Source organism: Pseudogemmobacter blasticus (assembly GCF_003071405.1).
Classification (GTDB): domain Bacteria; phylum Pseudomonadota; class Alphaproteobacteria; order Rhodobacterales; family Rhodobacteraceae; genus Pseudogemmobacter; species Pseudogemmobacter blasticus.
In genome coordinates this window covers 2,946,471-2,964,865 of the sequence record NZ_CP020470.1, presented here as the reverse complement: position 1 = coordinate 2,964,865, position 18,395 = coordinate 2,946,471, and the positions used below count along the sequence as shown (strand labels likewise).

The window sequence follows — 18,395 nt, the reverse complement described above, 5'->3', positions numbered from 1 at the left end:
ATCTCCCGGTTCCCGCGCAGCATAGGGCGGCGCGGGGTCATGCTGCAAAGGGCAGGCTGCATCAGGCCGTGAACCAGGGCGCCAGATTGGCGCGCACCCGGTCCAGCGGCGTGTCACCCGTGGTATCGGGCACGAACGTCTGGCCGGTGATCGCCTCATAGGCGTCGATATAGACCTGCGCCGTGCGGGCAATCATCTCGGCCGGAATCTCGGGGATCGGATCGCGATAGGGGTCGCAGCGGCTGACCACCCAGGACCGGATCACATCCTTGTCAAAGCTGGGCGGACGGGTGCCGTCGCGCAGCGCCGCCTCATACCCCGAGGCGATCCAGTAGCGGCTGCTGTCGGGGGTGTGGATCTCGTCCGCCAGCAGGATGCGGCCGTTCTCGTCCAGCCCGAATTCATATTTGGTGTCCACCAGGATCAGCCCGCGCTCGGCCGCCATCTTCTGGCCACGCGCGAACAGCGCCAACGCCTTTTCCGACACCTCATCCCATTGCGCCCGCGTCAGCAGCACCTGCGCCACGATCTCGGCGGCGGTCAGCGGTTCGTCATGGCCACCGTCAAACGCCTTGGAGGTGGGCGTGATGATCGCCTGCGGCAGCGCCTCGTTGTCGCGCAGGCCATCGGGCAGCGTATGGCCATACATCTCGCGCGCGCCGGCCTTGTATTGCGTCAGGATCGAGGTTGACGTGGTGCCCGCCAGATAGCCGCGCACCACCACCTCGACCGGCAGGATGGTCAGCCGGCGGCCGATCACGACATTCGGGTCGGGATAGGCAACGACATGGTTGTCGCACAGGTCGCGGGTGGCATCGAACCAGTAGCGGGCGGTCTGCGTCAGCACCTGGCCCTTGCAGGGAATGGCCGCAAGGATGCGGTCAAAGGCGCTGATCCGGTCCGACGAAATCAGGATGCGCCGCCCCATCGGAAACCCGTCCGACGGTGGCAGGTCATAGCAATCGCGCACCTTGCCGAAATAGGGATGGGGCAGTTCCGGGATGCGGGCCGCGGGCAGGACACGGGTCAGATCGACGGAGGAGGCGGGCATCGGCGGGCCTTTCCTGCCAAAGCGGCACTACAAGACGGAGGCACCGGGCTTATCCGGCGGGGGCACGGGTCTGTCAAGGTGGCGCGTCCGGCCCCGGCTCTGGCAGAAAGAACGCCCCGGACCGGATTCCTCAAATCATTCCAGTCGGATAGGCCGGATCACGGCGCCAGCCGCGCCTTCGGCCACCCTGTGCGACAACGGGTCGGCCTGCCGGCACCTTCCGCACCTGAATGCCCGTTTCGCAGGCAAGGCAGATTTGTCGCGGCCCCTTTGCGCCACATCCGATGGACAATCTACAGATGCAGGGAAACAGTTTTCCCACAACCCTGGGAAAAGGACTCCCCCATGAAACTCAGCGCACGCAACCTGCTGCCCGGCACCGTGGTCGAAATCGTTTCGGGCGCGGTCACCAGCCATGTCCGCATCGACGTGGGCGGCAGCATCGTCACCGCCTCGATCACCAATGAATCGGTCGAGGAACTGGGCCTGACCGTCGGCCAGAAAGCCTATGCCGTGATCAAGGCCTCGGACGTGATGGTCGGCCTTGACGACTGACTGCTGACCGGCCAGCCGCCCGCGGCGCGGCGGCTGGCCTTCGGCGGCCTGGGGCACCCTCCCCGTCGCGGCACACCCCGTTCAGACGTTGGACCAGCCCCCGTCAATCACATGGGCATGTCCCGTGGTGAAGCTCGACTCGTCCGACGCCAGATAGACCACCAGATTGGCAATCTCCTCGGCCGTCGCCATCCGCCCCATCGGCTGGCGGGCGATGAACGCTGTTCTGGCGGCTTCGTAATCCCCCGTCGCCCGCAGCCGCTGCTCCAGGCTGGGGCTTTCCACCGTGCCGGGGCAGATCGCGTTGCAGCGGATGCCCCGTGTCACGAAATCCGCCGCCAGCGCCTTGGTCAGCCCGATCACCCCCGCCTTGGTCACGCCATAGACAAAGCGGTTCGGCGCCGCGATGATCGACCCCACCGCGCTGGCCATGTTGACAATCGACCCGCCCCCGCCGGCGATCATCCCCGGCAGAAAGGCGCGGCACATGCGGAACATCGCCGTCACGTTCAGATCCAGCGAGAACGCCCAGTCATCATCGCTGCACTCCAGGATCGTGCCATTCGCCACGAACCCCGCGCAGTTGAACAGAACGCTGGTCTCGGGCAGGTCGGCCGCGATCTGCGCCACCGCCGCCGGATCGCGCACGTTCAGCAGCCGCGTTTCCAGCCCCGCCGCCGCCAGTTCGGCCAGCGTCTTGCTGTTGATGTCGGTCGCGATGACCCGCGCCCCCTCGCGCTGCATCGCCAGCGCGGACGCCCGGCCGATACCCTGCCCCGCCGCCGTCACCACCGCCACCTTGCCGTCCAGCCGCCCCATCCCTGCCTCCCCGCAGATCCGCCTGACCGCAGCCTAGAGACCCGGCCGCCGACATGCCAGTTCCCTGACCCGCCCTTGCAGGCCGGGCACCGGCGGGCCTACCCTGCACCCGACACCGCCCGCAGGAGACAGACCCGATGCCCCAGACCTCATCCCTTGCCGCCCGTGGCATCGCGGTTGCCTTCGATGCGCGGGGCGGCCAGATCACCCGCCTGACCATCACCGATGAAGGCGCCGCGATCAGCCCGCTGCACCACGCCCCCTGGACCGAAGACGAGGTGCCCGCCGAGGCCCCGCCGCATCAGCGCCGGCTGGGCGGCGATTTTCTGGCCGCCCCCATGGGCGCCAGCCCCGCCGGCCTGCACGGTCTGGCGGCAAACGGCACCTGGGTTCCCACGCCCGCCGGCCCCGGCATCCTGCGCGCCATCCTCTCGGGCGAGGTGCAGGGCGCCACGCTGGTCAAGGAACTTTCGGTCAGCGACGACCACCCCTTCCTTTACCAGCGCCATCTGTTCATCGGCGGCAGCGGCAGCCTGCCGGTCAGCAATCACGCCATGATCTCGGTCCCGAACGGCGCGAAGCTCTCGTTCTCGCGCAAGCGCTGGTTCGAAACTCTGGCCGAACCGCTGGAAGCTGACCCCGCCCGAGGCCGGTCGCGGCTGGCCTATCCGCGCCGCAGCGAAGACCCGGCCGAATTCCCCGCCGCCGATGGCGGGTCGGTGAACCTGCACCGCTACCCCTGGGGCGATGCGCATGAAGATTTCGTCAGCGCGGTGGAAGACCCGGCTTCGCGCCTTGGCTGGACCGCCGTCGTCCGCCCCCAGGAGGGCGACCTGTTCCTGTCGCTGCGCAATGCCCGTCGCCTGCCGATGACGATGCTCTGGCATTCGAACGGCGGTCGCGATTACGCCCCCTGGAACGGCCGTCACCGCGGCTGCCTTGGGGTCGAAGAAGGCGCGGCCCTGCCCAACCTGGGCCTGTCCGCCCGCGAAACCCCCGATCCGCTGACCGCCGCCGGCCAGCCCGGCCTTGTGACGCTGGACCCGATGGGAACGGTCGAGGTTCGCCATATCCTGGGGGCAATCCGCTGGCCCGCCGGGCAGGCGGTGGCCGGCGTGATGCTGGACGGCGACACGCTGACCGTGACCGGCGACTGGGGCGCCGAACGCAAGCTGCCCATCCGGGGCGGCTGGCTGGGGCTTGAGGACACGCCGGCGGCCGCCGCGCCGAAGAAAGCCGCGCTGGACTGGGATCTGTAGCGCAGACCGCGGCGTTTTCGAAAACGCCGCACCGGAGCCTTCAAAGGCTCCGGCACGATTTCTTCAAAGAAATCGACGCAACCTCAGCGGCTGTAGCCCGGCTTCTGCGCCCAGGCCCAGGCGTCACCGATCATCTGGCGCAGGGTTGATCGCTGCGGCTCCCACCCCAGGTCGGTGATCGCCCGCGTGGACGACGACACCAGCGCCGCCGCATCGCCGGGCCGCCGCGCGCCGATCACCACCGGCACCTCGCGGTTGGTCACGGCGCGGCTGGCGTCGATCACCTCGCGCACCGAAAAGCCGCGGCCCGAGCCCAGGCAGAACACCCCGTTGCCCCGCCCCGCCAGCAGCCGCCGCAGCCCCAGCACATGCGCGGCGGCCAGATCGCTGACATGCACATAATCGCGCACGCAGGTGCCGTCGGGCGTGGGGTAATCGGTGCCGAACACCGTCAGCGCCGGGCGGGTGCCGGCCACCGCCTCCAGCATCAGCGGAATCAGATGCGTCTCGGGGCGGTGCTGTTCGCCGATCTCTCCCTCGGGGTCGGCGCCGGCCACGTTGAAATAGCGGAAGATCACATGGTTCAGCCCGTGCGCAGCGCTGTAATCACGCAGGATATGCTCGATCGCCAGTTTCGACCCGCCATAGGCGTTGATCGGATGCTGGGCGGTGTCCTCCGTCAGCATCACCCCATCCTGATCGCCATAGGTGGCGCAGGTTGACGAGAAGACGAAGTTCTTAACACCCGCCGCAACGCAGGCCTCGGCCAGGTTCAGCGCGCCGCCGACATTCACCCGCCAGTAAAGGCCGGGGTCTTTCATCGATTCGCCCACCAGCGACAGGGCGGCGAAGTGCATCACCGCAACCGGGCGATAGTCGGCCAGCGCCCGGTCAATCGCGGCGCGATCCATCAGGTCGGCCTGCACCAGCGGGCCCCATTTCACCGCCTCGGCCCAACCGGTGGCCAGATTGTCGAAGACCACGGGCTGAAACCCCGCCTTCGCCAGCGCCTTGCAGGCATGGGCGCCAACATAGCCCGCCCCCCCGGTGACCAGCACACACTCACCCATCTCGTTCCCCTGTTCAGGTTTCGCGGCCTGCCTTATCTGACGCGGGCGTGTTTGTCGAACCGTGCCGGGCTATCCCGTCATGTTGCGCTGATGCTGGCGCAGCGCCTCGGCCACGTCCTCATACCAGGTCAGGCGCCCCCCTTCGAGCAGCAGCGCAGAATCGCACAGATCGCGGATCACCGCGTCCGAATGGTTGACGACAATCCCCCCCGCCCCCCGCATCCGGGCGCGGAACATGCGTTCCGACTTGGCGCGAAAGCCCGCATCGCCAACCGCCGTCACCTCATCAACCAGATAGCAGTCGAAGGCGATTCCCATCGACAGCGCGAAGGCAAGGCGCGACAGCATCCCCGACGAATAGGTGCGCACCGGCAGACGGAAATGGCCGCCCAGTTCGGCAAAATCCTCGGCGAATCCGATCAGCTCATCACTGTCCACGCCATAGATCCGCGCCACGAAGCGGGCATTCTGCGCGCCGCTCAGATCCGGGTGGAACGACCCGGCAAACCCCACCGGCCAGGACACCGTGCCGTGCAGCCGGATCGTCCCGCCCGAGGCCGCCTGCGTGCCGGCGATCATGCGCAACAGGGTGGACTTGCCCGCCCCGTTGCGCCCCACCAGCCCGATGGTGCGCCCGCGCGGCAGCCGCATCGTGGTGGGGTGCAGCACGGTCTTTGACACCCCGTCCATGCGGTAGGTCTTGGAAAGGTTGCGCAATTCGATCATGGCCGCGCCTCAGCGCCGGTCGCGCAGCGAATAATACAGCAGCACCGAGATGCCCCAGAGCATGAACAGGAACACCGCCCCCACCGCCAGGATCTTGCCGCGTTCGGGAAAGCGCGCGCTTTCGGCCCGCGTGGGCGCGATATGCGGCGCCAGATAGCGGCTTTGCCGCCGCGCCTCGGTCAGCGCGGCCTCATGTGCGGCGCGGGCGGCGGCATAGGTGGTTTCGGCGAATTCGCGGTCAACCTGCAACCGTTCGTACTCGGCCACAACATCCGCCATGGCGGCTGCGCCATCGCCATCCGCGCCAAGGCCCAGCTTCTGCCGCTCGGCGGCGATGCGCGCCTCGATCACCCTTATGCGCTTTTCCATCGGGCCGATGCGCGGGTCTTCCTGCGCGCCCCGGTCGCGCAGCAGATCCAGTTCCACCATGGCGCCGGTCAGTTCCTGCTGCAGCCCCGCCAGGATGCCACCTTGCGAGGCCAGATCCGCCGCCGGATCGACAAGCTGGTTGCGGTTGCGAAAATCGGTCAGCGCCTGCCGCGCCCGCCGCAACTCGGCCTCGGCCCGGGCCAGTTCGTCGGCCGTGTAGCGGATCAGGTCATTCGCCGCGATGTCGTTCAGCCGGTTGATCATGGCGTTCGACTTGGCAAAGATCGTCTCGCTGATGCGTTGCGCATCCTCGGCGGTGAAGGCCAGCACCCTGATCTCGATCAGGCGGGTGCTGGCGTTGTAATAGACCGTCACCATGTCTTCCCAATAGGCGACCAGATCCTCGATCGTGCCGTCGGGGCCGAAGGTGAACACCGGGTCGCCCTGCGGTTTCGACCAGATGTCGCGCAGGCCGATTTCTGCATCAATCTCGGCCACCAGCGGCTGGCTGAAGATGTATTCGTAAAGAATATCGGTATCGGCCGAGCTGGAGCCGGAAAAGGACGCGATGCCCCGCAGCAGCGACAGCGCGGAATCCGTCTGTTCGTGATGCACCGAAAAGCCCACGGTCGAGGCATACTGATCGGCGGCGCGGGCCCACAGATACCAGGCCCCCAGCGCCGAGGGCAGCAGCACGACCAGCACGAAGGACAGCGCCACCAGATGATGCCGCAGCCGGACCCGCATCCGCCGCACGGGCGGGCGGACCGGAGCCTCGGGCGCGGCGGCGGGCAGCAGGGGCGGCGGCGCCAGCGCCACGACCGAAGGTTTCGCGGGCGCCGGAACAGCAGCTTCCACGGCGGCGATCTGCGGGGCGATCTGGCGGTCTGCGGTCACCTCATCCTCATACGGCTTGGCCCCTGCGGGCCTGTTTCCACAGACAATGCCCGGCGGGTGCTAAGAAACGCCTAACGACTGCGCGGCTATAAGGCCCCATGGATGGAAGCCGAATCAGCCCTGCCCTGCGCCCCTGCCGCCCGCCGCTGCGGCGGCTGTTCAGCCCGCGCGCGGTCGGGGCGCTGATGCTGCGCGAAATGGCCACGACCTATGGCCGTTCGCCCGGCGGCTATCTCTGGGCGATCCTGGAGCCGGTGGCCGGCATCGCGATCCTGACCTTCGCCTTCTCGTTCTTCTTCGCGGCGCCCCCCATCGGCAGCAGCTTTGCGCTGTTCTATGCCACGGCAATGCTGCCCTTCGCGCTGTTCACCACGGTGGCGAACCGGGTCAGCGGGGCATTGGTCTTTTCGCGGCCCCTGCTCAGCTATCCGGTGGTCACCTTCGTCGATGCCATCACGGCGCGGTTCGTGGTCAACCTTCTGGCCGAACTTCTGGTGTTCTACATCGTCATCACCGCGATCCTGCTGATGTTCGACACGCGCGCCGTGCCGGACATCGCCCGCATCGGCGAAGCCCTTGCTCTGGCGGCGCTTTTCGCGCTGGCCGTGGGCACGCTGAACGCCTGGCTGTTCCTGCGCTTTCACACCTGGCATGTGATCTGGTCGCTGATCTCGCGCCCGCTGTTCCTGATCTCGGGCGGTCTGGTGCTGTTTGAGCGGATGCCGCAGGCGTTGCAGGCCGTGCTGTGGTGGAACCCGCTGGTGCATGTCACCGGGATCATGCGGTCAGGCTTCTTTCCCGATTACCCTGACAGCTATACCTCGGCGGTCTATGTCTGCGGGGTGTCGCTGGCGCTGCTGCTGGCCGGGCTGCGGCTGCTGAGCTGGCAGGCAAAGTGGCTGCTGCTGGAGCGTTAGGTTTACGCCCGCCCCAGCGCCAGCCCAACCCGCAGCGCCGCCTGCGCCGCCCGCCCCTGCCGGTACAGGCCCAGGCCGAAAGCCCCCGCCAGCCGCCGTACCGGCGGGGCCGCCCGCAGCGCCGCGAACTGCTGCAACAGGCGCCGGTTTTCCGGCGTCAGCAGGTCGGCGCAGGCCAGCAGGGCGGACAGGTTGGCGTCGATCCGCCGGCGATAGCGCCCGTCCAGCGCGGCCAGCATCCGCAAGCCCCGGCGCAGCCCGTGCGGCGCACCGCCGATCTCATTCCCGCCGTGCTGGCGATACAGCACCATCGGCTCGGGGTCGTGCCAGAGGTTCGCCCCGGCCCCGGACAACACCAGATAGATCCACCAGTCATGCAGCGGCACCCCGGCGGCGCGCGCGGCGGGCAGGCTGGCCCGCACCAGCGCCAGCGCGGCGGCGTTCATCACCAGCGCATTGCCGGGCACGATGTTTTCAACCAGCGCATTGGCAAAGCCCGGCGGCCGCCGCCAGGCCGGATCGCGCCCGAGGGGCCGCAGGCCGGCATCGGTCACCATCCGCGCGCCGATCACCGCCCCGGGGCAGCCCGTGGGCAAGGCTGCCAGCGCCCGGCCCGCCCGCGCCAGCTTGCGCGGCAGCCAGACATCATCCTGATCGCAGGGCGCAATCAGATCGGCATCGGCGCCAACCCGGTCCAGCAGGGTGAAGAAGGCCTCGGCCACACCGGCGCGCGGCCCTTCGGCCAGATGCAGCACCTGACCCGCGCGCCCGGCCTGATCCACCATCACCTGCCGCGACCCATCAGAGGACCCGTCATCCAGCGCCCGTAGCCGCAACCGCACCCCCGTCTGCGCGAACAGGCTGTCCATCTGCTGCGGCAGAAAGCGGGCCCCGTTGCGCACCGCCAGCACCACCTCGGCCAGCGGCGGGGCCGGTTCCACGGCAGGGGGGCGCAGATGGAACATCGGCCTCATCCCCTTCCGGCCCGCACCAGCGCCACCAGCCGCGCATCGGCGGCATGGGCCCGGGCCAGGAAGCCGGCCACCGCCGGGCTGCGGAACACCGCCTTGTCAAAGCGATAGGGGCTGGCGTTTTCCCGGGGCACCGTGATGCCGGGGCATCCGGTCATCTGCGCGGCCAGATCGCCAATCCGGTCCGGCAGACCCACGCCCTCGAACCGGGCAAGGCCGGCGCGCATCTCCTCGTCGGTCATCGTGCCGGCACCGGGGCCAAACACCGCCCGGGCCTGATGGTTTAGGAACAGCCCGCCATGCCGCGCCAGCGTGCGGATCACCGCCGCAGGGTCGCCGTGGTCGGTGGCGGCCACCGCGCGGGTGGCGGCGCGAATGTCCTCGGGCATCGCGGCTTCGGCGGCGGGGCCTCGGGCCGCCTGCACCAGCAGCCAGTTATAGGCCGAACAGATCTGCTCCACCGGATCGCGCAGCAGGGTGAACAGCCGCAACGGCCGGTCGGTCACGCCGCGGACAAGGCCACACAGCGCCCCGGTCCACAGATGGCCCGAGACCCAGCCGCTTTGCGCCAGTTGCCGCGCCGCCACCGACGGATGGTCCACCAGCGTCTCGACATGCCGGACACCGGGGCCAAGGGCGCGGTACAGCACCTCGTTCAGGCTGCTGCCCGCCGTCTTGCCGATATGGACAAAGACCACCAGCGCCTCGCGGCGCGGCGCGGCGGCCGGGTCGGCATCGCGGTAGAACCGCCCCTCGCGCCGGCCGAAAGTGCGGTAATGCAGGGCCGGATCAACGCCCGCCCGGGCCAGTTCGGGATTGAGGTCAAGGTAAAGCCCCGGATCGAAATCCGCCGGCAGGGGATCGCTGCGCCAGACCCGCCCCTCGGCCCGGCCATGGGCCAGGTAATGCGCGGCGGCCCCGATCCCGGCGGCGGCGACATCGGGGTTCAGGCGCAGATAGAGCTCGGGATCGAAATCCGCGGGCAGGCCGTTCAGCGCAGCAGAAAAGGCGTTCATCGCGGCCCCCCCTCAGATCAGACCACGGTTGAAGGCGGCGCGGCGCCAGCCCGTCAGCGTGTCATTGCCATAGGGCCGCTCCACCAGCAGCGCGGTCAGTTCCTGCTGTTCGTCCACCGTCAGGGCGGCGGTGATGTTGCGGATGTCGAACAGGTTGAACATGCCGCGATACAGCCCGTCCAGCTTGACCAGCGGCATCCCCATATGCAGCAGGATCGCCGCGTTCTGGTGGATCTGGCTGCCCTCCAGGAAGGCATGGCCCAGTTCGGACCGGATCGCTTCCATCAAGATCGCCTCATCCGCTTGCGCCCCGTCGTCCAGGTTCTTGCGAAGATAGCCCAGTAGGGTTTCCCGATCCTTTACGAACATCCGGCGGTTCAGCTCCTCCAGCCGGGCATCCAACTGGATGTCGTGCTTTTCAACCTGCTTCGACAGCGTGTTCACCGGGGCAAGGAACCGGCCCTGCAAGGCCGTGCGAATGTTTTCCGGGCTGACACGCTTCCACCCCGTCAGGTCCGATGTGCGGGCGCGGGTCAGTGTCACGTCGATCAGGCTGTCGTCCTGCTGCAAGGCCCGCAGATAGCGGGCGGCGCCATACAGCGCGGCAAAGCCCCGCGGGTCGGCAACGCAGCGCTTCAGGGTCTTGGAAAGCCCCATCTCGCCCCGCCGGATGACCACCGGGCGCACGTCGGTCAGCCGGTAGCGGCGCCAATAGGCCCGGAACTGCGGATGGGCCAGGATGCGCCCCGCCATCGCGATGCAGAACGACCCAAGGTGATATTCTATCTCGAAATTCTCGGTGCCGCCCAGAACCTCGGCCTCCGGGGCCATCATATCGCGCAGGAAGGCGGGCATCCGTTCTTGTGAGAAATAGATGCTGTCGTTCAGCATCAGCAGGCGCGGGCAGGTGCCCTGCCAGCCGCGCGCGAACAGATGCAGGAAGCCGGTCTTGTAGCTGCCGAAATCCCGGCCGAAATTCGGCCGCTCGATATAGCAGTCGATCAGGTCGCGCGTGGCGGCGGGGTCGGTCAGCCGCAGCGTGTTCACCGCCAGAACATACAGCCCCTGCCCCCGCGCCGCCCGCAGCAGCCGCGTCACATCGGGCCGCAGCCCGCCCTTTTCATACAGCGCCAGCAACAGGATCGGGCGGCCGTCATAGGCCGCCTCATGGTGAACCCGCGGCCGCTGTCCCAGCGTTTTCAGCCACATCCGCAGCGATTGGGCGGTCACAACGGTCCGGGCCGCCGGGTAAAGGGCAAGCGTGTGCAGATAGCCCAAAAGCCTGAGCATGGGTCAGAATCCTTGAAATTCCGGGGGGTCAGCCAGAAGGCCCGGCCAGGGAACACCTGCCCCCGGGCCCGGGGGCCTGTCCGTCCTGTCGGAAAACATGCTGCCTCATTCTGCGACCTCCTGCCGCCTGGGGGCACAGCCTGCCCCCGCCTTGCCCCGATCTCTGCACGACCAGGGTTAAGGCTTCCTTGCCGCCGGTCGGAAACTTGCCTGCCCGGATCAGCCGATCACCAGATCGTCGGCCAGCAGCGCGGCATCGGTCACGCCCCGCACCTCAAGCCGGTCGGTGTCGGAAAACACCAGGATCACCGAAGTCGCGGTGACGATCACGTTCTCGGGCGCCAGGATGCTGGCGATGTCGCGCGCGCCGCCGCCCCAAAGGGTCGGGTCCAGCAGGATGGTGTCGGTGTCATCCTCGAAATCCAGCACGGTATCCCGCCCGGCATTGAACACGAAGGTATCGGCCCCGGCCGCCCCGGCCAGCAGGTCGTCGCCACCGCGCCCGTCGATCCAGTCCGCGCCGCCATTACCGTTGATCAGGTTCGCCCCGGCATCGCCCATCAGCACATCGGCCGATTGCGATCCGGCAAGGTTCTCGATGGAAAGGTAGCTATCCCCCGCCGCATCGCCGGTGTTGCTGACGGGGTTCGCAAGATCGGCCCGCACCCCCGCCGCCGCATCGGCATAGGTGGCGTAATCCACCCCGTTGCCGCCAGCCAGACGGTCCGCCCCGGCGCCGCCGCGCAGCGTGTCATTGCCCTCGCCACCATCCAGCGTGTCGGCGCCCGCCCCCCCGGCCAGCAGGTCGGCCCCGCCATTGCCGATCAGAACATTGTCGCCGCCATCGCCGGTCAGCGTGTCGGCGGATTGTGATCCGGCAAGGTTTTCAATCGAAACATAGCTGTCGCCCGCCGCATCGCCGGTATTGCCGGCGGGGTTCGACAGATCGGCCCGCACGCCTGCCGCCGCATCGGCATAGGTGGCGTAATCCACGCCCCCGCCGCCCGCCAGACGGTCTGCCCCGGCGCCCCCGCGCAACGTGTCATTGCCCTCGCCGCCGTCCAACTGGTCATTTCCCGCCCCACCCGCCAACAGGTCGGCGCCGCCATTGCCGATCAGAACATTGTCGCCCGCATCGCCGATCAGCACATCGTCCTGCTGTGATCCGGCAAGGTTCTCGATGGACAGGTAGCTATCCCCCGCCGCATCGCCGGTATTCGCCGCCGGGTTCGACAGATCGGCCCGCACCCCCGCCGTGGCATCGGCATAGGTGGCGTAATCCACCCCGTTGCCGCCAGCCAGACGGTCCGCCCCGGCGCCGCCGCGCAGCGTGTCATTGCCCTCGCCACCGTCCAGCGTGTCGTTTCCCGCGCCCCCGGCAAGAAGGTCGGCCCCGCCATTGCCAACCAGCACATTGTCGCCGCCGTCGCCGGTCAGCGTGTCGGCGGATTGCGACCCGGCAAGGTTTTCAACCGAAACATAGCTGTCGCCCGCCGCATCGCCGGTATTCGCCGCCGGGTTCGACAGATCGGCGCGCACGCCTGCCGCCGCATCGGCATAGGTGGCGTAATCCACGCCCCCGCCGCCCGCCAGACGGTCTGCCCCGGCGCCCCCGCGCAGGGTGTCATTGCCCTCGCCGCCGTCCAGCGTGTCCGCGCCGGCCCCGCCAGCCAGCAGATCATTGCCCGCCTGCCCCCACAGCGCGTTCGCCCCCGCATCGCCGGTCAGCGTATCGGCAAAGCCGGTGCCGGCCAGATCCTCGATGCCGGTCAGCACGGTTCCCGCCGCCGCCCCGGCCGTCACCGCCAGGGGCTGCGTGGCAAGGCTGGCCGCCACGCCCGCCCCCAGCGCCTGGAAATCCACCAGATCGCGCCCCTCGCCCCCGTCAACCGTATCCGCCCCGGCCGAGGCCAGGATCACGTCATTCCCGGCCGTGCCCCAGATCGCCTCGGCCGCATCGCTGCCGATGAACCGGCCCGCGTCATCGGTGCGCGCGGGCATTTCATGCCACAGCGGGAACAGCGTGCTGCGGCCCAGCATGGCCGCCGTGATCGGCAGCCCGTTCGACGACCAGATCTCCAGCACCTCGCCCCCCCAGGCCAGGATGCAGCCGGTTGCCGTGGGCGTGATGGTCAGGTCGGCGGCATCGAACACCCGGCCCCAGGCCGACAGGTCGATCTGGTCGATCCCGACCTGAAAGTCGCTGATCCGGTCCGCCGCGCCATCGGCATCCAGCACGAAGACATCGGCCCCCGCCCCGCCTGACAGCGTGTCAGCCCCCGCCCCGTCGCGGATCAGGTCGGCCCCGCCACCGCCTGACAGCAGATCATCGCCCGCACCACCCAGCAGCAGATCGCCCGCCTCGCCGCCGGTCAGCGTGTCGGCACCGGCGCTGCCGGTCAGCGTGGGGGCCAGCGGGCCCGGGTCCAGCCGCAGCCGGGTGATGCCGGTGCCCTCGCCCGCCACGAACACCTCGATCTGGCCATCGACCGCGCGCACCTCCAGCGCCTTGATGCCCTCCAGCGCGGTGTCGGCACTGTCCAGCAGCGTGGCCACCAGCACCAGACGCCCGTCGGGCAGCAGCGCGAACAGATGCAGCCCGCCATCGCCGCCCCCCGCCACCACGAAGGCGCGGTCGCCCAGTGTCACCGTCGCCACCGCCGAAACGCCCGCCAGCCGCGTGTCCAGCGTGTCGATCACATGGTCGGCCACGACCAGCCGCCCTTGCGCCGTCACCTCGATCACGCTCAGCGAGGATGACCCCGCCGAGGCGACCACCAGATAGCTGTGCCCGTCCAGCCCCACCTGCGCCACACCCGACGGATCGGCCATGCCCAGCCCGCCCGCCGCGCCGATGCGCCCGGTCTCGGTCAGCAGGCCATCATTGCCCACGGCGTAGCTGACCACCCGGTCCCCCGCCAGCGACAGCGCCACCAGATAGGGCTGCCCGCCCACGCTGACCGAGGTCAGCCGGCTGATGTCCACCCCCTGCACCGCCGTCCCCGTGGACAGGCTGCCGATCTGGGTCATTGTGCCGGCCGGGTTCCAGGCCTGAATCTGGATCGTGCCGTCATTGGCCCGTGCCGCATAGAAATAGGTCTGCCCGCCAACCTGCACGAAGGTTTCCGCGCTGATCACCCCGGACAGCCCGCCGGCCGGGCGAAAGATCCCGCCAATCCCGCCATCAGCCGTCAGCCGATAGGTCAGCATCGCCGTCTGGTTCGCGCCCGAAACCGCCAGGGCCGGCTTGGCCATGCCCGGCATCAGTTCCAGCGTGGCCGGCGCCGGCACCTGCCCGGTCGAGGCGACCGACATCGTATCGACCAGCGACAGGCTGTCGCCCACGGCCAGCGCCAGCAGGCCCCCGCCCGCGCGCGTGGCGGAATACAGCATCAGCCGCCCGCCCTGTTCGGACAGCAGCAGATCCTCAACCCCCGACAGCAGATTGGCCGGCGCGCCGAGAAAGGTCTCGATCGTCTGGAAAGAATACACCCGGGGCCCCCGCCACATGGTTCCGCCCCGCAGGCTGGCGGCGAAACCGGGTGACGGGGCGGGAAAAGCAGGGCGAAACCCGGGCGTTTCGGCACAATTCCGGTCGAAACTGGCGAAAGACTTAACCTTCCCCCTCCATAACAGGCACACCCCCCAGGCCGGAGCCCTGCCCTTGCCGCCGCATGTCACCATCGTCATGGCCACCCGCAACGGCGCCCGCCACCTGCCCGCGCAACTGGCAAGCCTGGCCCGCCAGACGCATCGGGACTGGGCGCTGTTCGTGTCTGACGACGCCTCGACCGATGCGACACCGGCGATCCTGGCCGATTTCGCCCGCCGCCACCCGCTGCATCTGGTGCCCGGTCCCTGCGCGGGCACGGCGGCGGCGAACTTCCTGTCGGCCCTTGGCCACCCGGACCTTCCCGCAGGGCCGGTGGCGCTGGCCGATCAGGATGATGTCTGGCTGCCGGGCAAGCTGTCGCGCGCCCTGCGGCGGCTGGGGCCGGAGGGCACAGTGCCCGCGCTTTATGCCGCCGAAAGCCTGCTCTGCGATGCCGCCCTGCGGCCGCTGCGCCGGTCGCGCCCGCCGCAGGCGGTGCCCGGTTTCGGCAACGCGCTGGCGCAGAACCTGTTTTGCGGCCACACGCTGGTGCTGAACGCCGCCGCGCTGGCGCTGATCCGGCAGGCGCTGGCGCTGCTGGGGCCGGACGGCACGCGCGCCATCCCCTGGCATGACTGGTGGATCTACCAGCTTCTGGCCGGCGCCGGCGCGCGGCTGCTGCTCGACCCGCTGCCCGTCGCACTTTACCGCCAGCACCCCGGCAATGCCCTGGGCGGCAGCGGCGATCTGCGCGGGGCGCTGCGGCGGCTGGCGCTGCTCGGCTCGGGCCGCTGGGGCCGGGCCATGCAGGCGCAGGCGCAGGCGCTGCAACAGACTGCCGCCCTGCTGAGCCCTGCCGCCCGCCGCACGCTGGACGGCTTTCTTGCCGCGCCCCCCGCCGGGCCGGGCCGCGCCATGGCCCTGCAGCGGGCCGGGCTTCACCGCGCCTCGGCCCCCGGCACGGCGGTTCTGCTGGCGGCGGCAGCCCTTGGCCGGGTCTGAACGATCAGCGCCCCACGCCGGCATAGCGGACAAAGCCCGCCGCCCGCACCTCGTCAGGGTCATAGATATTGCGCAGATCGGCCATCTGCGGCACCGCCATGCGCTTGGCCAGCCGCGCCAGATCCAGCGCGCGAAATTCGTTCCATTCGGTCAGGATCACCACCAGATCGGCCCCCTGTGCCGCCTGATAGGCGCTGTCGCACCATTTCACGCCCGGCAGCAGCGCCTCGCCTTCGCGCTGTCCCTGCGGATCGCAGACCCGCACCTTGGCCCCGGCCCCCACCAGCGCCGGCACCAGCGTCAGCGACGGCGCCTCGCGCATGTCATCGGTATTGGGCTTGAAGGTCACCCCCAGCACCGCGATCGTCCTGTCGCGCAGCCGACCGTCCAGCAGATCCTCGATCTTCAGGAACATCCGGCGCTTGACCTCCTCGTTCACCTTGATGACCGTCTCCACGATCTGCATCGGCACCGCATGGTCCTGTCCGCTGCGCGCCAGGGCGCGGGTATCCTTGGGAAAGCAAGACCCGCCATAGCCCGGCCCGGCGTGCAGGAATTTCGACCCGATCCGCCCGTCCATGCCCATGCCCTTGGCCACCGCCTTCACATCGGCCCCCACCCGTTCGCACAGGGCGGCAATCTCGTTGATGAAGGTGATCTTGGTGGCCAGAAAGGCATTGGATGCGTATTTGATCATCTCGGCGCTTTCGAGACCTGTATAAACCACCGGAAACTCCCGCAGGCTCAGCGGGCGGTACAGCTCGGCCATGACCTTGCGCGCCCGCTCGGTCTCGGTGCCGATCACCACCCGGTCGGGGCGCATGAAATCGTCGATGGCCGCCCCTTCGCGCAGGAATTCGGGGTTGGACACCATATCGAAACGGGCCTGCGGATTGGCTTCGCGCAGCACGGCGGCCACCTTGCGATTGGTCCCCACCGGCACGGTGGATTTGGTCACCACGACCGCATAGCCGGTCAGCGCGCGGCCAATGTCGGCCGCCGCCGCCATCACATAGCTCAGGTCGGCATGGCCGTCGCCCCGCCGCGTCGGGGTGCCGACGGCAATGAACACCGCCTCGGCCCCGTCCACCGCCTGCGCCATGTCGGTGGTGAAGGTCAGCCGCCCGCTGGCCAGGTTGCGGGCCAGCAGGTCTTCCAGCCCGGGTTCATAGATCGGCACCACGCCCTGCCGCAATTGCAGGATCTTGTCAGGGTCCGAGTCGATGCAGACGACCTCATGCCCGAAGTCCGAAAAACAGACGCCGGACACCAGGCCGACATATCCTGCACCAACAACGGCAATGCGCATCCGGTGGCCTTTCGAACGATCCCCGGCTTCATTAGGGCGCAGCCGTCCTGCCTGTCAAACAGACTGGACAGATCCACTGTCAGCCGCGCTGCCGGTCGCAGCCCGCCACCGTGCCCACACCCAGGCTGTACAGCACCCCGATGTCGCTGGCAGTTGTCGAAACCTCGGTCGCCACAAAGGCCGCCGCAACCACATAGGCCGGATTGGCGGGGATGTTCGTCGTCAGGGTCTGGTCCAACACCGCCGTCTCCTCGGCATCGGCCCAGACCCGGAACCGCGCCGCAGTGCCCGCCGCGTTGACCTCGACATCCATCGTATAGGCCACCCCCAGCGTCAGCGTCAGCGCCGCCGTGCTGCTGCGGACATTGTTCGCCGCCGTCTTGCCGACAAGCTGGTCGCCCAGAACCTCGAAATACACGCCATGCTGCGCATCGACGGCATTGGTGGTGCTGTGCAGTCCCGCCCGCACCGTGCGGCCGGTGAAATCGGTCAGCCACTGGAACTGCGCGCGGAATTTCAGCGCCACCACCCCGCAATAGAAATTGTTCCCGCCGCTGGTCGACGGGGCAACATACCGATACCCCCCGTTGGCCGAGGTCGAAGACCGCAGGAAAACCCCCAGCGGATTGAATCCCTTGCGCGCGGTCGCCGGCAAGGCGGTCGTGTTCGTGCCGCTGGAAATCGCGGCACCAAGGAACAGGTCCGACGCCGACACCGTTGTCGATCCCAGCCGCAGGTCATACCACCAGTCCCACAGCCCCAGCGGTGCCTGCCGCCCCGCCAGCACCTCGGTCCGGCCGGCGCTGCGCATCTTCACCTCGCCGCTGGTGGTGTTCAGCCACAGCGTGCCGTCCGGCGGCGCCACCGGGTCGGCGGCCTGGCCGCCCAGATGCAGCGGCTGCGGCAGCGTCACCTCGCCCGATCCGGCCGCCGCCACCAGCGCGCTGAACCAGCCGCTGCCATCGGCCGACACCTTGATCGAGAAATCCTCGCCCCCCGCCGTGCCCATCTCGGCCCGGCCGGACCAGCCGGTCTGGAACAGCAGGCTGGCCGTATCGGCCGGGGCGGCCTTGTTCAGCTTCATCTGGTGCCCCGCCCCCGCATGGGTGAACAGCGTCGCCGGCGCGGCCACCGCCAGCCGGTTCACCGCATCGGCGCCGGTCGCGATGCCCAGCCGCTGGAAGGCCCCCTCCGCCGCCACGGGCACGCCCCAGTGCAGCCCGTCGAACACCGCCGTCACGCCTTCGGAAATCACATGCGCCTGCCAGCCCGGCAGCGGCGCATGGAACTGCCAGCCCGCCGCCGTCATCACCGCCACCCGGCCATCCTGCCCGACCCAGTCCACCTGTCCCCCCGGCGCCACGATATGCCGGTCGCCGAGCGCCGGCAGCGTGGGCGGCAGGATCCGGTCGCGGTCGATCACCGCAAGCTGGACGATCACGTCCAGCACCGCCAGCGCCTCGTTATGGGTGACATGTTTCTGCGCCTGGTTGGGCAGGATCAGGGGAAGCCCCAGGATCGTGGTATCGTCGGCCATGCAAACCTCCGCGGG

Annotated in this window: 15 protein-coding genes; 4 read left to right on the top strand and 11 right to left on the bottom strand. The window is 69.0% G+C overall.

The window, feature by feature from the left end; translation table 11 throughout:
- Positions 1 to 61 precede the first annotated feature (61 nt).
- Positions 62 to 1,051 (bottom strand): phosphoribosylaminoimidazolesuccinocarboxamide synthase, encoded by a 990-nt coding sequence (locus B6K69_RS14455; protein WP_108644286.1) that lies wholly within the window; start codon positions 1,049 to 1,051, stop codon positions 62 to 64.
- 345 nt (positions 1,052 to 1,396) lie between these two features.
- Here B6K69_RS14455 and B6K69_RS14450 point away from each other — a divergent pair, with 345 nt between their 5' ends.
- On the top strand, positions 1,397 to 1,606 hold the full coding sequence (locus B6K69_RS14450; protein ID WP_107674107.1) for a TOBE domain-containing protein: 210 nt from the start codon (positions 1,397 to 1,399) through the stop codon (positions 1,604 to 1,606).
- Positions 1,607 to 1,687: 81 nt separating this feature from the next.
- Here B6K69_RS14450 and B6K69_RS14445 read toward each other — a convergent pair whose 3' ends face one another.
- Positions 1,688 to 2,425 carry an SDR family oxidoreductase gene (locus B6K69_RS14445; RefSeq protein ID WP_108644285.1) on the bottom strand — a complete coding sequence of 246 codons (738 nt, stop codon included), beginning with the start codon at positions 2,423 to 2,425 and terminating at the stop codon, positions 1,688 to 1,690.
- A gap of 137 nt (positions 2,426 to 2,562) precedes the next feature.
- On the opposite strand from B6K69_RS14445, the gene B6K69_RS14440 reads away from it, so the two are divergent.
- Entirely contained in the window at positions 2,563 to 3,684 is a 1,122-nt protein-coding gene (locus B6K69_RS14440; RefSeq protein WP_108644284.1) for a hypothetical protein, read from the top strand.
- Between the two features lie 83 nt (positions 3,685 to 3,767).
- Here the strand turns inward: B6K69_RS14440 and galE are convergent, their stop codons facing one another.
- The 3 genes from galE to B6K69_RS14425 form a co-directional block, all read right to left on the bottom strand.
- Entirely contained in the window at positions 3,768 to 4,754 is a 987-nt protein-coding gene (gene galE, locus B6K69_RS14435; protein WP_108644283.1) for a UDP-glucose 4-epimerase GalE, read from the bottom strand.
- Positions 4,755 to 4,823: 69 nt separating this feature from the next.
- On the bottom strand, positions 4,824 to 5,480 hold the full coding sequence (locus B6K69_RS14430; RefSeq protein WP_108644282.1) for an ABC transporter ATP-binding protein: 657 nt from the start codon (positions 5,478 to 5,480) through the stop codon (positions 4,824 to 4,826).
- 9 nt (positions 5,481 to 5,489) lie between these two features.
- Complete coding sequence (locus B6K69_RS14425) at positions 5,490 to 6,746, bottom strand: KpsE/RkpR family capsule polysaccharide export protein (protein ID WP_228156749.1); 1,257 nt, start codon at positions 6,744 to 6,746, stop codon at positions 5,490 to 5,492.
- A 98-nt stretch (positions 6,747 to 6,844) separates the two neighbouring features.
- On the opposite strand from B6K69_RS14425, the gene B6K69_RS14420 reads away from it, so the two are divergent.
- Positions 6,845 to 7,663 (top strand): ABC transporter permease, encoded by an 819-nt coding sequence (locus B6K69_RS14420; protein WP_108644281.1) that lies wholly within the window; start codon positions 6,845 to 6,847, stop codon positions 7,661 to 7,663.
- A gap of 2 nt (positions 7,664 to 7,665) precedes the next feature.
- Here B6K69_RS14420 and B6K69_RS14415 read toward each other — a convergent pair whose 3' ends face one another.
- The 4 genes from B6K69_RS14415 to B6K69_RS18610 form a co-directional block, all read right to left on the bottom strand.
- Positions 7,666 to 8,628 carry a glycosyltransferase gene (locus B6K69_RS14415; RefSeq protein WP_164681967.1) on the bottom strand — a complete coding sequence of 321 codons (963 nt, stop codon included), beginning with the start codon at positions 8,626 to 8,628 and terminating at the stop codon, positions 7,666 to 7,668.
- Between the two features lie 5 nt (positions 8,629 to 8,633).
- On the bottom strand, positions 8,634 to 9,650 hold the full coding sequence (locus B6K69_RS14410) for a sulfotransferase family 2 domain-containing protein (protein WP_108644279.1): 1,017 nt from the start codon (positions 9,648 to 9,650) through the stop codon (positions 8,634 to 8,636).
- 12 nt (positions 9,651 to 9,662) lie between these two features.
- Positions 9,663 to 10,940 (bottom strand): hypothetical protein, encoded by a 1,278-nt coding sequence (locus B6K69_RS14405; RefSeq protein ID WP_123876575.1) that lies wholly within the window; start codon positions 10,938 to 10,940, stop codon positions 9,663 to 9,665.
- Between the two features lie 219 nt (positions 10,941 to 11,159).
- Positions 11,160 to 14,432, bottom strand: a complete 3,273-nt coding sequence (locus tag B6K69_RS18610; RefSeq protein WP_261341454.1) for a hypothetical protein — start codon at positions 14,430 to 14,432, stop codon at positions 11,160 to 11,162.
- 172 nt (positions 14,433 to 14,604) lie between these two features.
- On the opposite strand from B6K69_RS18610, the gene B6K69_RS14395 reads away from it, so the two are divergent.
- Positions 14,605 to 15,534 carry a glycosyltransferase gene (locus B6K69_RS14395; RefSeq protein ID WP_164681966.1) on the top strand — a complete coding sequence of 310 codons (930 nt, stop codon included), beginning with the start codon at positions 14,605 to 14,607 and terminating at the stop codon, positions 15,532 to 15,534.
- Between the two features lie 4 nt (positions 15,535 to 15,538).
- On the opposite strand, the gene B6K69_RS14390 is transcribed toward B6K69_RS14395, so the two are convergent.
- Together B6K69_RS14390 and B6K69_RS14385 are read right to left on the bottom strand one after the other, a co-directional pair.
- Complete coding sequence (locus B6K69_RS14390; RefSeq protein WP_108644275.1) at positions 15,539 to 16,843, bottom strand: UDP-glucose dehydrogenase family protein; 1,305 nt, start codon at positions 16,841 to 16,843, stop codon at positions 15,539 to 15,541.
- A 79-nt stretch (positions 16,844 to 16,922) separates the two neighbouring features.
- The gene (locus B6K69_RS14385) at positions 16,923 to 18,380 is read right to left on the bottom strand and encodes a DUF2793 domain-containing protein (protein ID WP_108644274.1); all 1,458 of its coding nucleotides are present in this window, start codon (positions 18,378 to 18,380) and stop codon (positions 16,923 to 16,925) included.
- Positions 18,381 to 18,395: the final 15 nt, after the last annotated feature.

Bases quoted from the DNA above. Each gene is read 5' to 3' on its own strand.
- B6K69_RS14420 (WP_108644281.1), top strand. From the start codon at position 6,845: ATGGATGGAAGCCGAATCAGCCCTGCCCTGCGCCCCTGCCGCCCGCCG.
- B6K69_RS14440 (WP_108644284.1), top strand. From the start codon at position 2,563: ATGCCCCAGACCTCATCCCTTGCCGCCCGTGGCATCGCGGTTGCCTTC.
- B6K69_RS14410 (WP_108644279.1), bottom strand. From the start codon at position 9,650: ATGAACGCCTTTTCTGCTGCGCTGAACGGCCTGCCCGCGGATTTCGAT.
- B6K69_RS14415 (WP_164681967.1), bottom strand. From the start codon at position 8,628: ATGTTCCATCTGCGCCCCCCTGCCGTGGAACCGGCCCCGCCGCTGGCC.
- B6K69_RS14390 (WP_108644275.1), bottom strand. From the start codon at position 16,843: ATGCGCATTGCCGTTGTTGGTGCAGGATATGTCGGCCTGGTGTCCGGC.
- B6K69_RS14450 (WP_107674107.1), top strand. From the start codon at position 1,397: ATGAAACTCAGCGCACGCAACCTGCTGCCCGGCACCGTGGTCGAAATC.
- B6K69_RS14445 (WP_108644285.1), bottom strand. From the start codon at position 2,425: ATGGGGCGGCTGGACGGCAAGGTGGCGGTGGTGACGGCGGCGGGGCAG.
- galE (WP_108644283.1), bottom strand. From the start codon at position 4,754: ATGGGTGAGTGTGTGCTGGTCACCGGGGGGGCGGGCTATGTTGGCGCC.
- B6K69_RS14455 (WP_108644286.1), bottom strand. From the start codon at position 1,051: ATGCCCGCCTCCTCCGTCGATCTGACCCGTGTCCTGCCCGCGGCCCGC.
- B6K69_RS14430 (WP_108644282.1), bottom strand. From the start codon at position 5,480: ATGATCGAATTGCGCAACCTTTCCAAGACCTACCGCATGGACGGGGTG.
- B6K69_RS14385 (WP_108644274.1), bottom strand. From the start codon at position 18,380: ATGGCCGACGATACCACGATCCTGGGGCTTCCCCTGATCCTGCCCAAC.
- B6K69_RS14405 (WP_123876575.1), bottom strand. From the start codon at position 10,940: ATGCTCAGGCTTTTGGGCTATCTGCACACGCTTGCCCTTTACCCGGCG.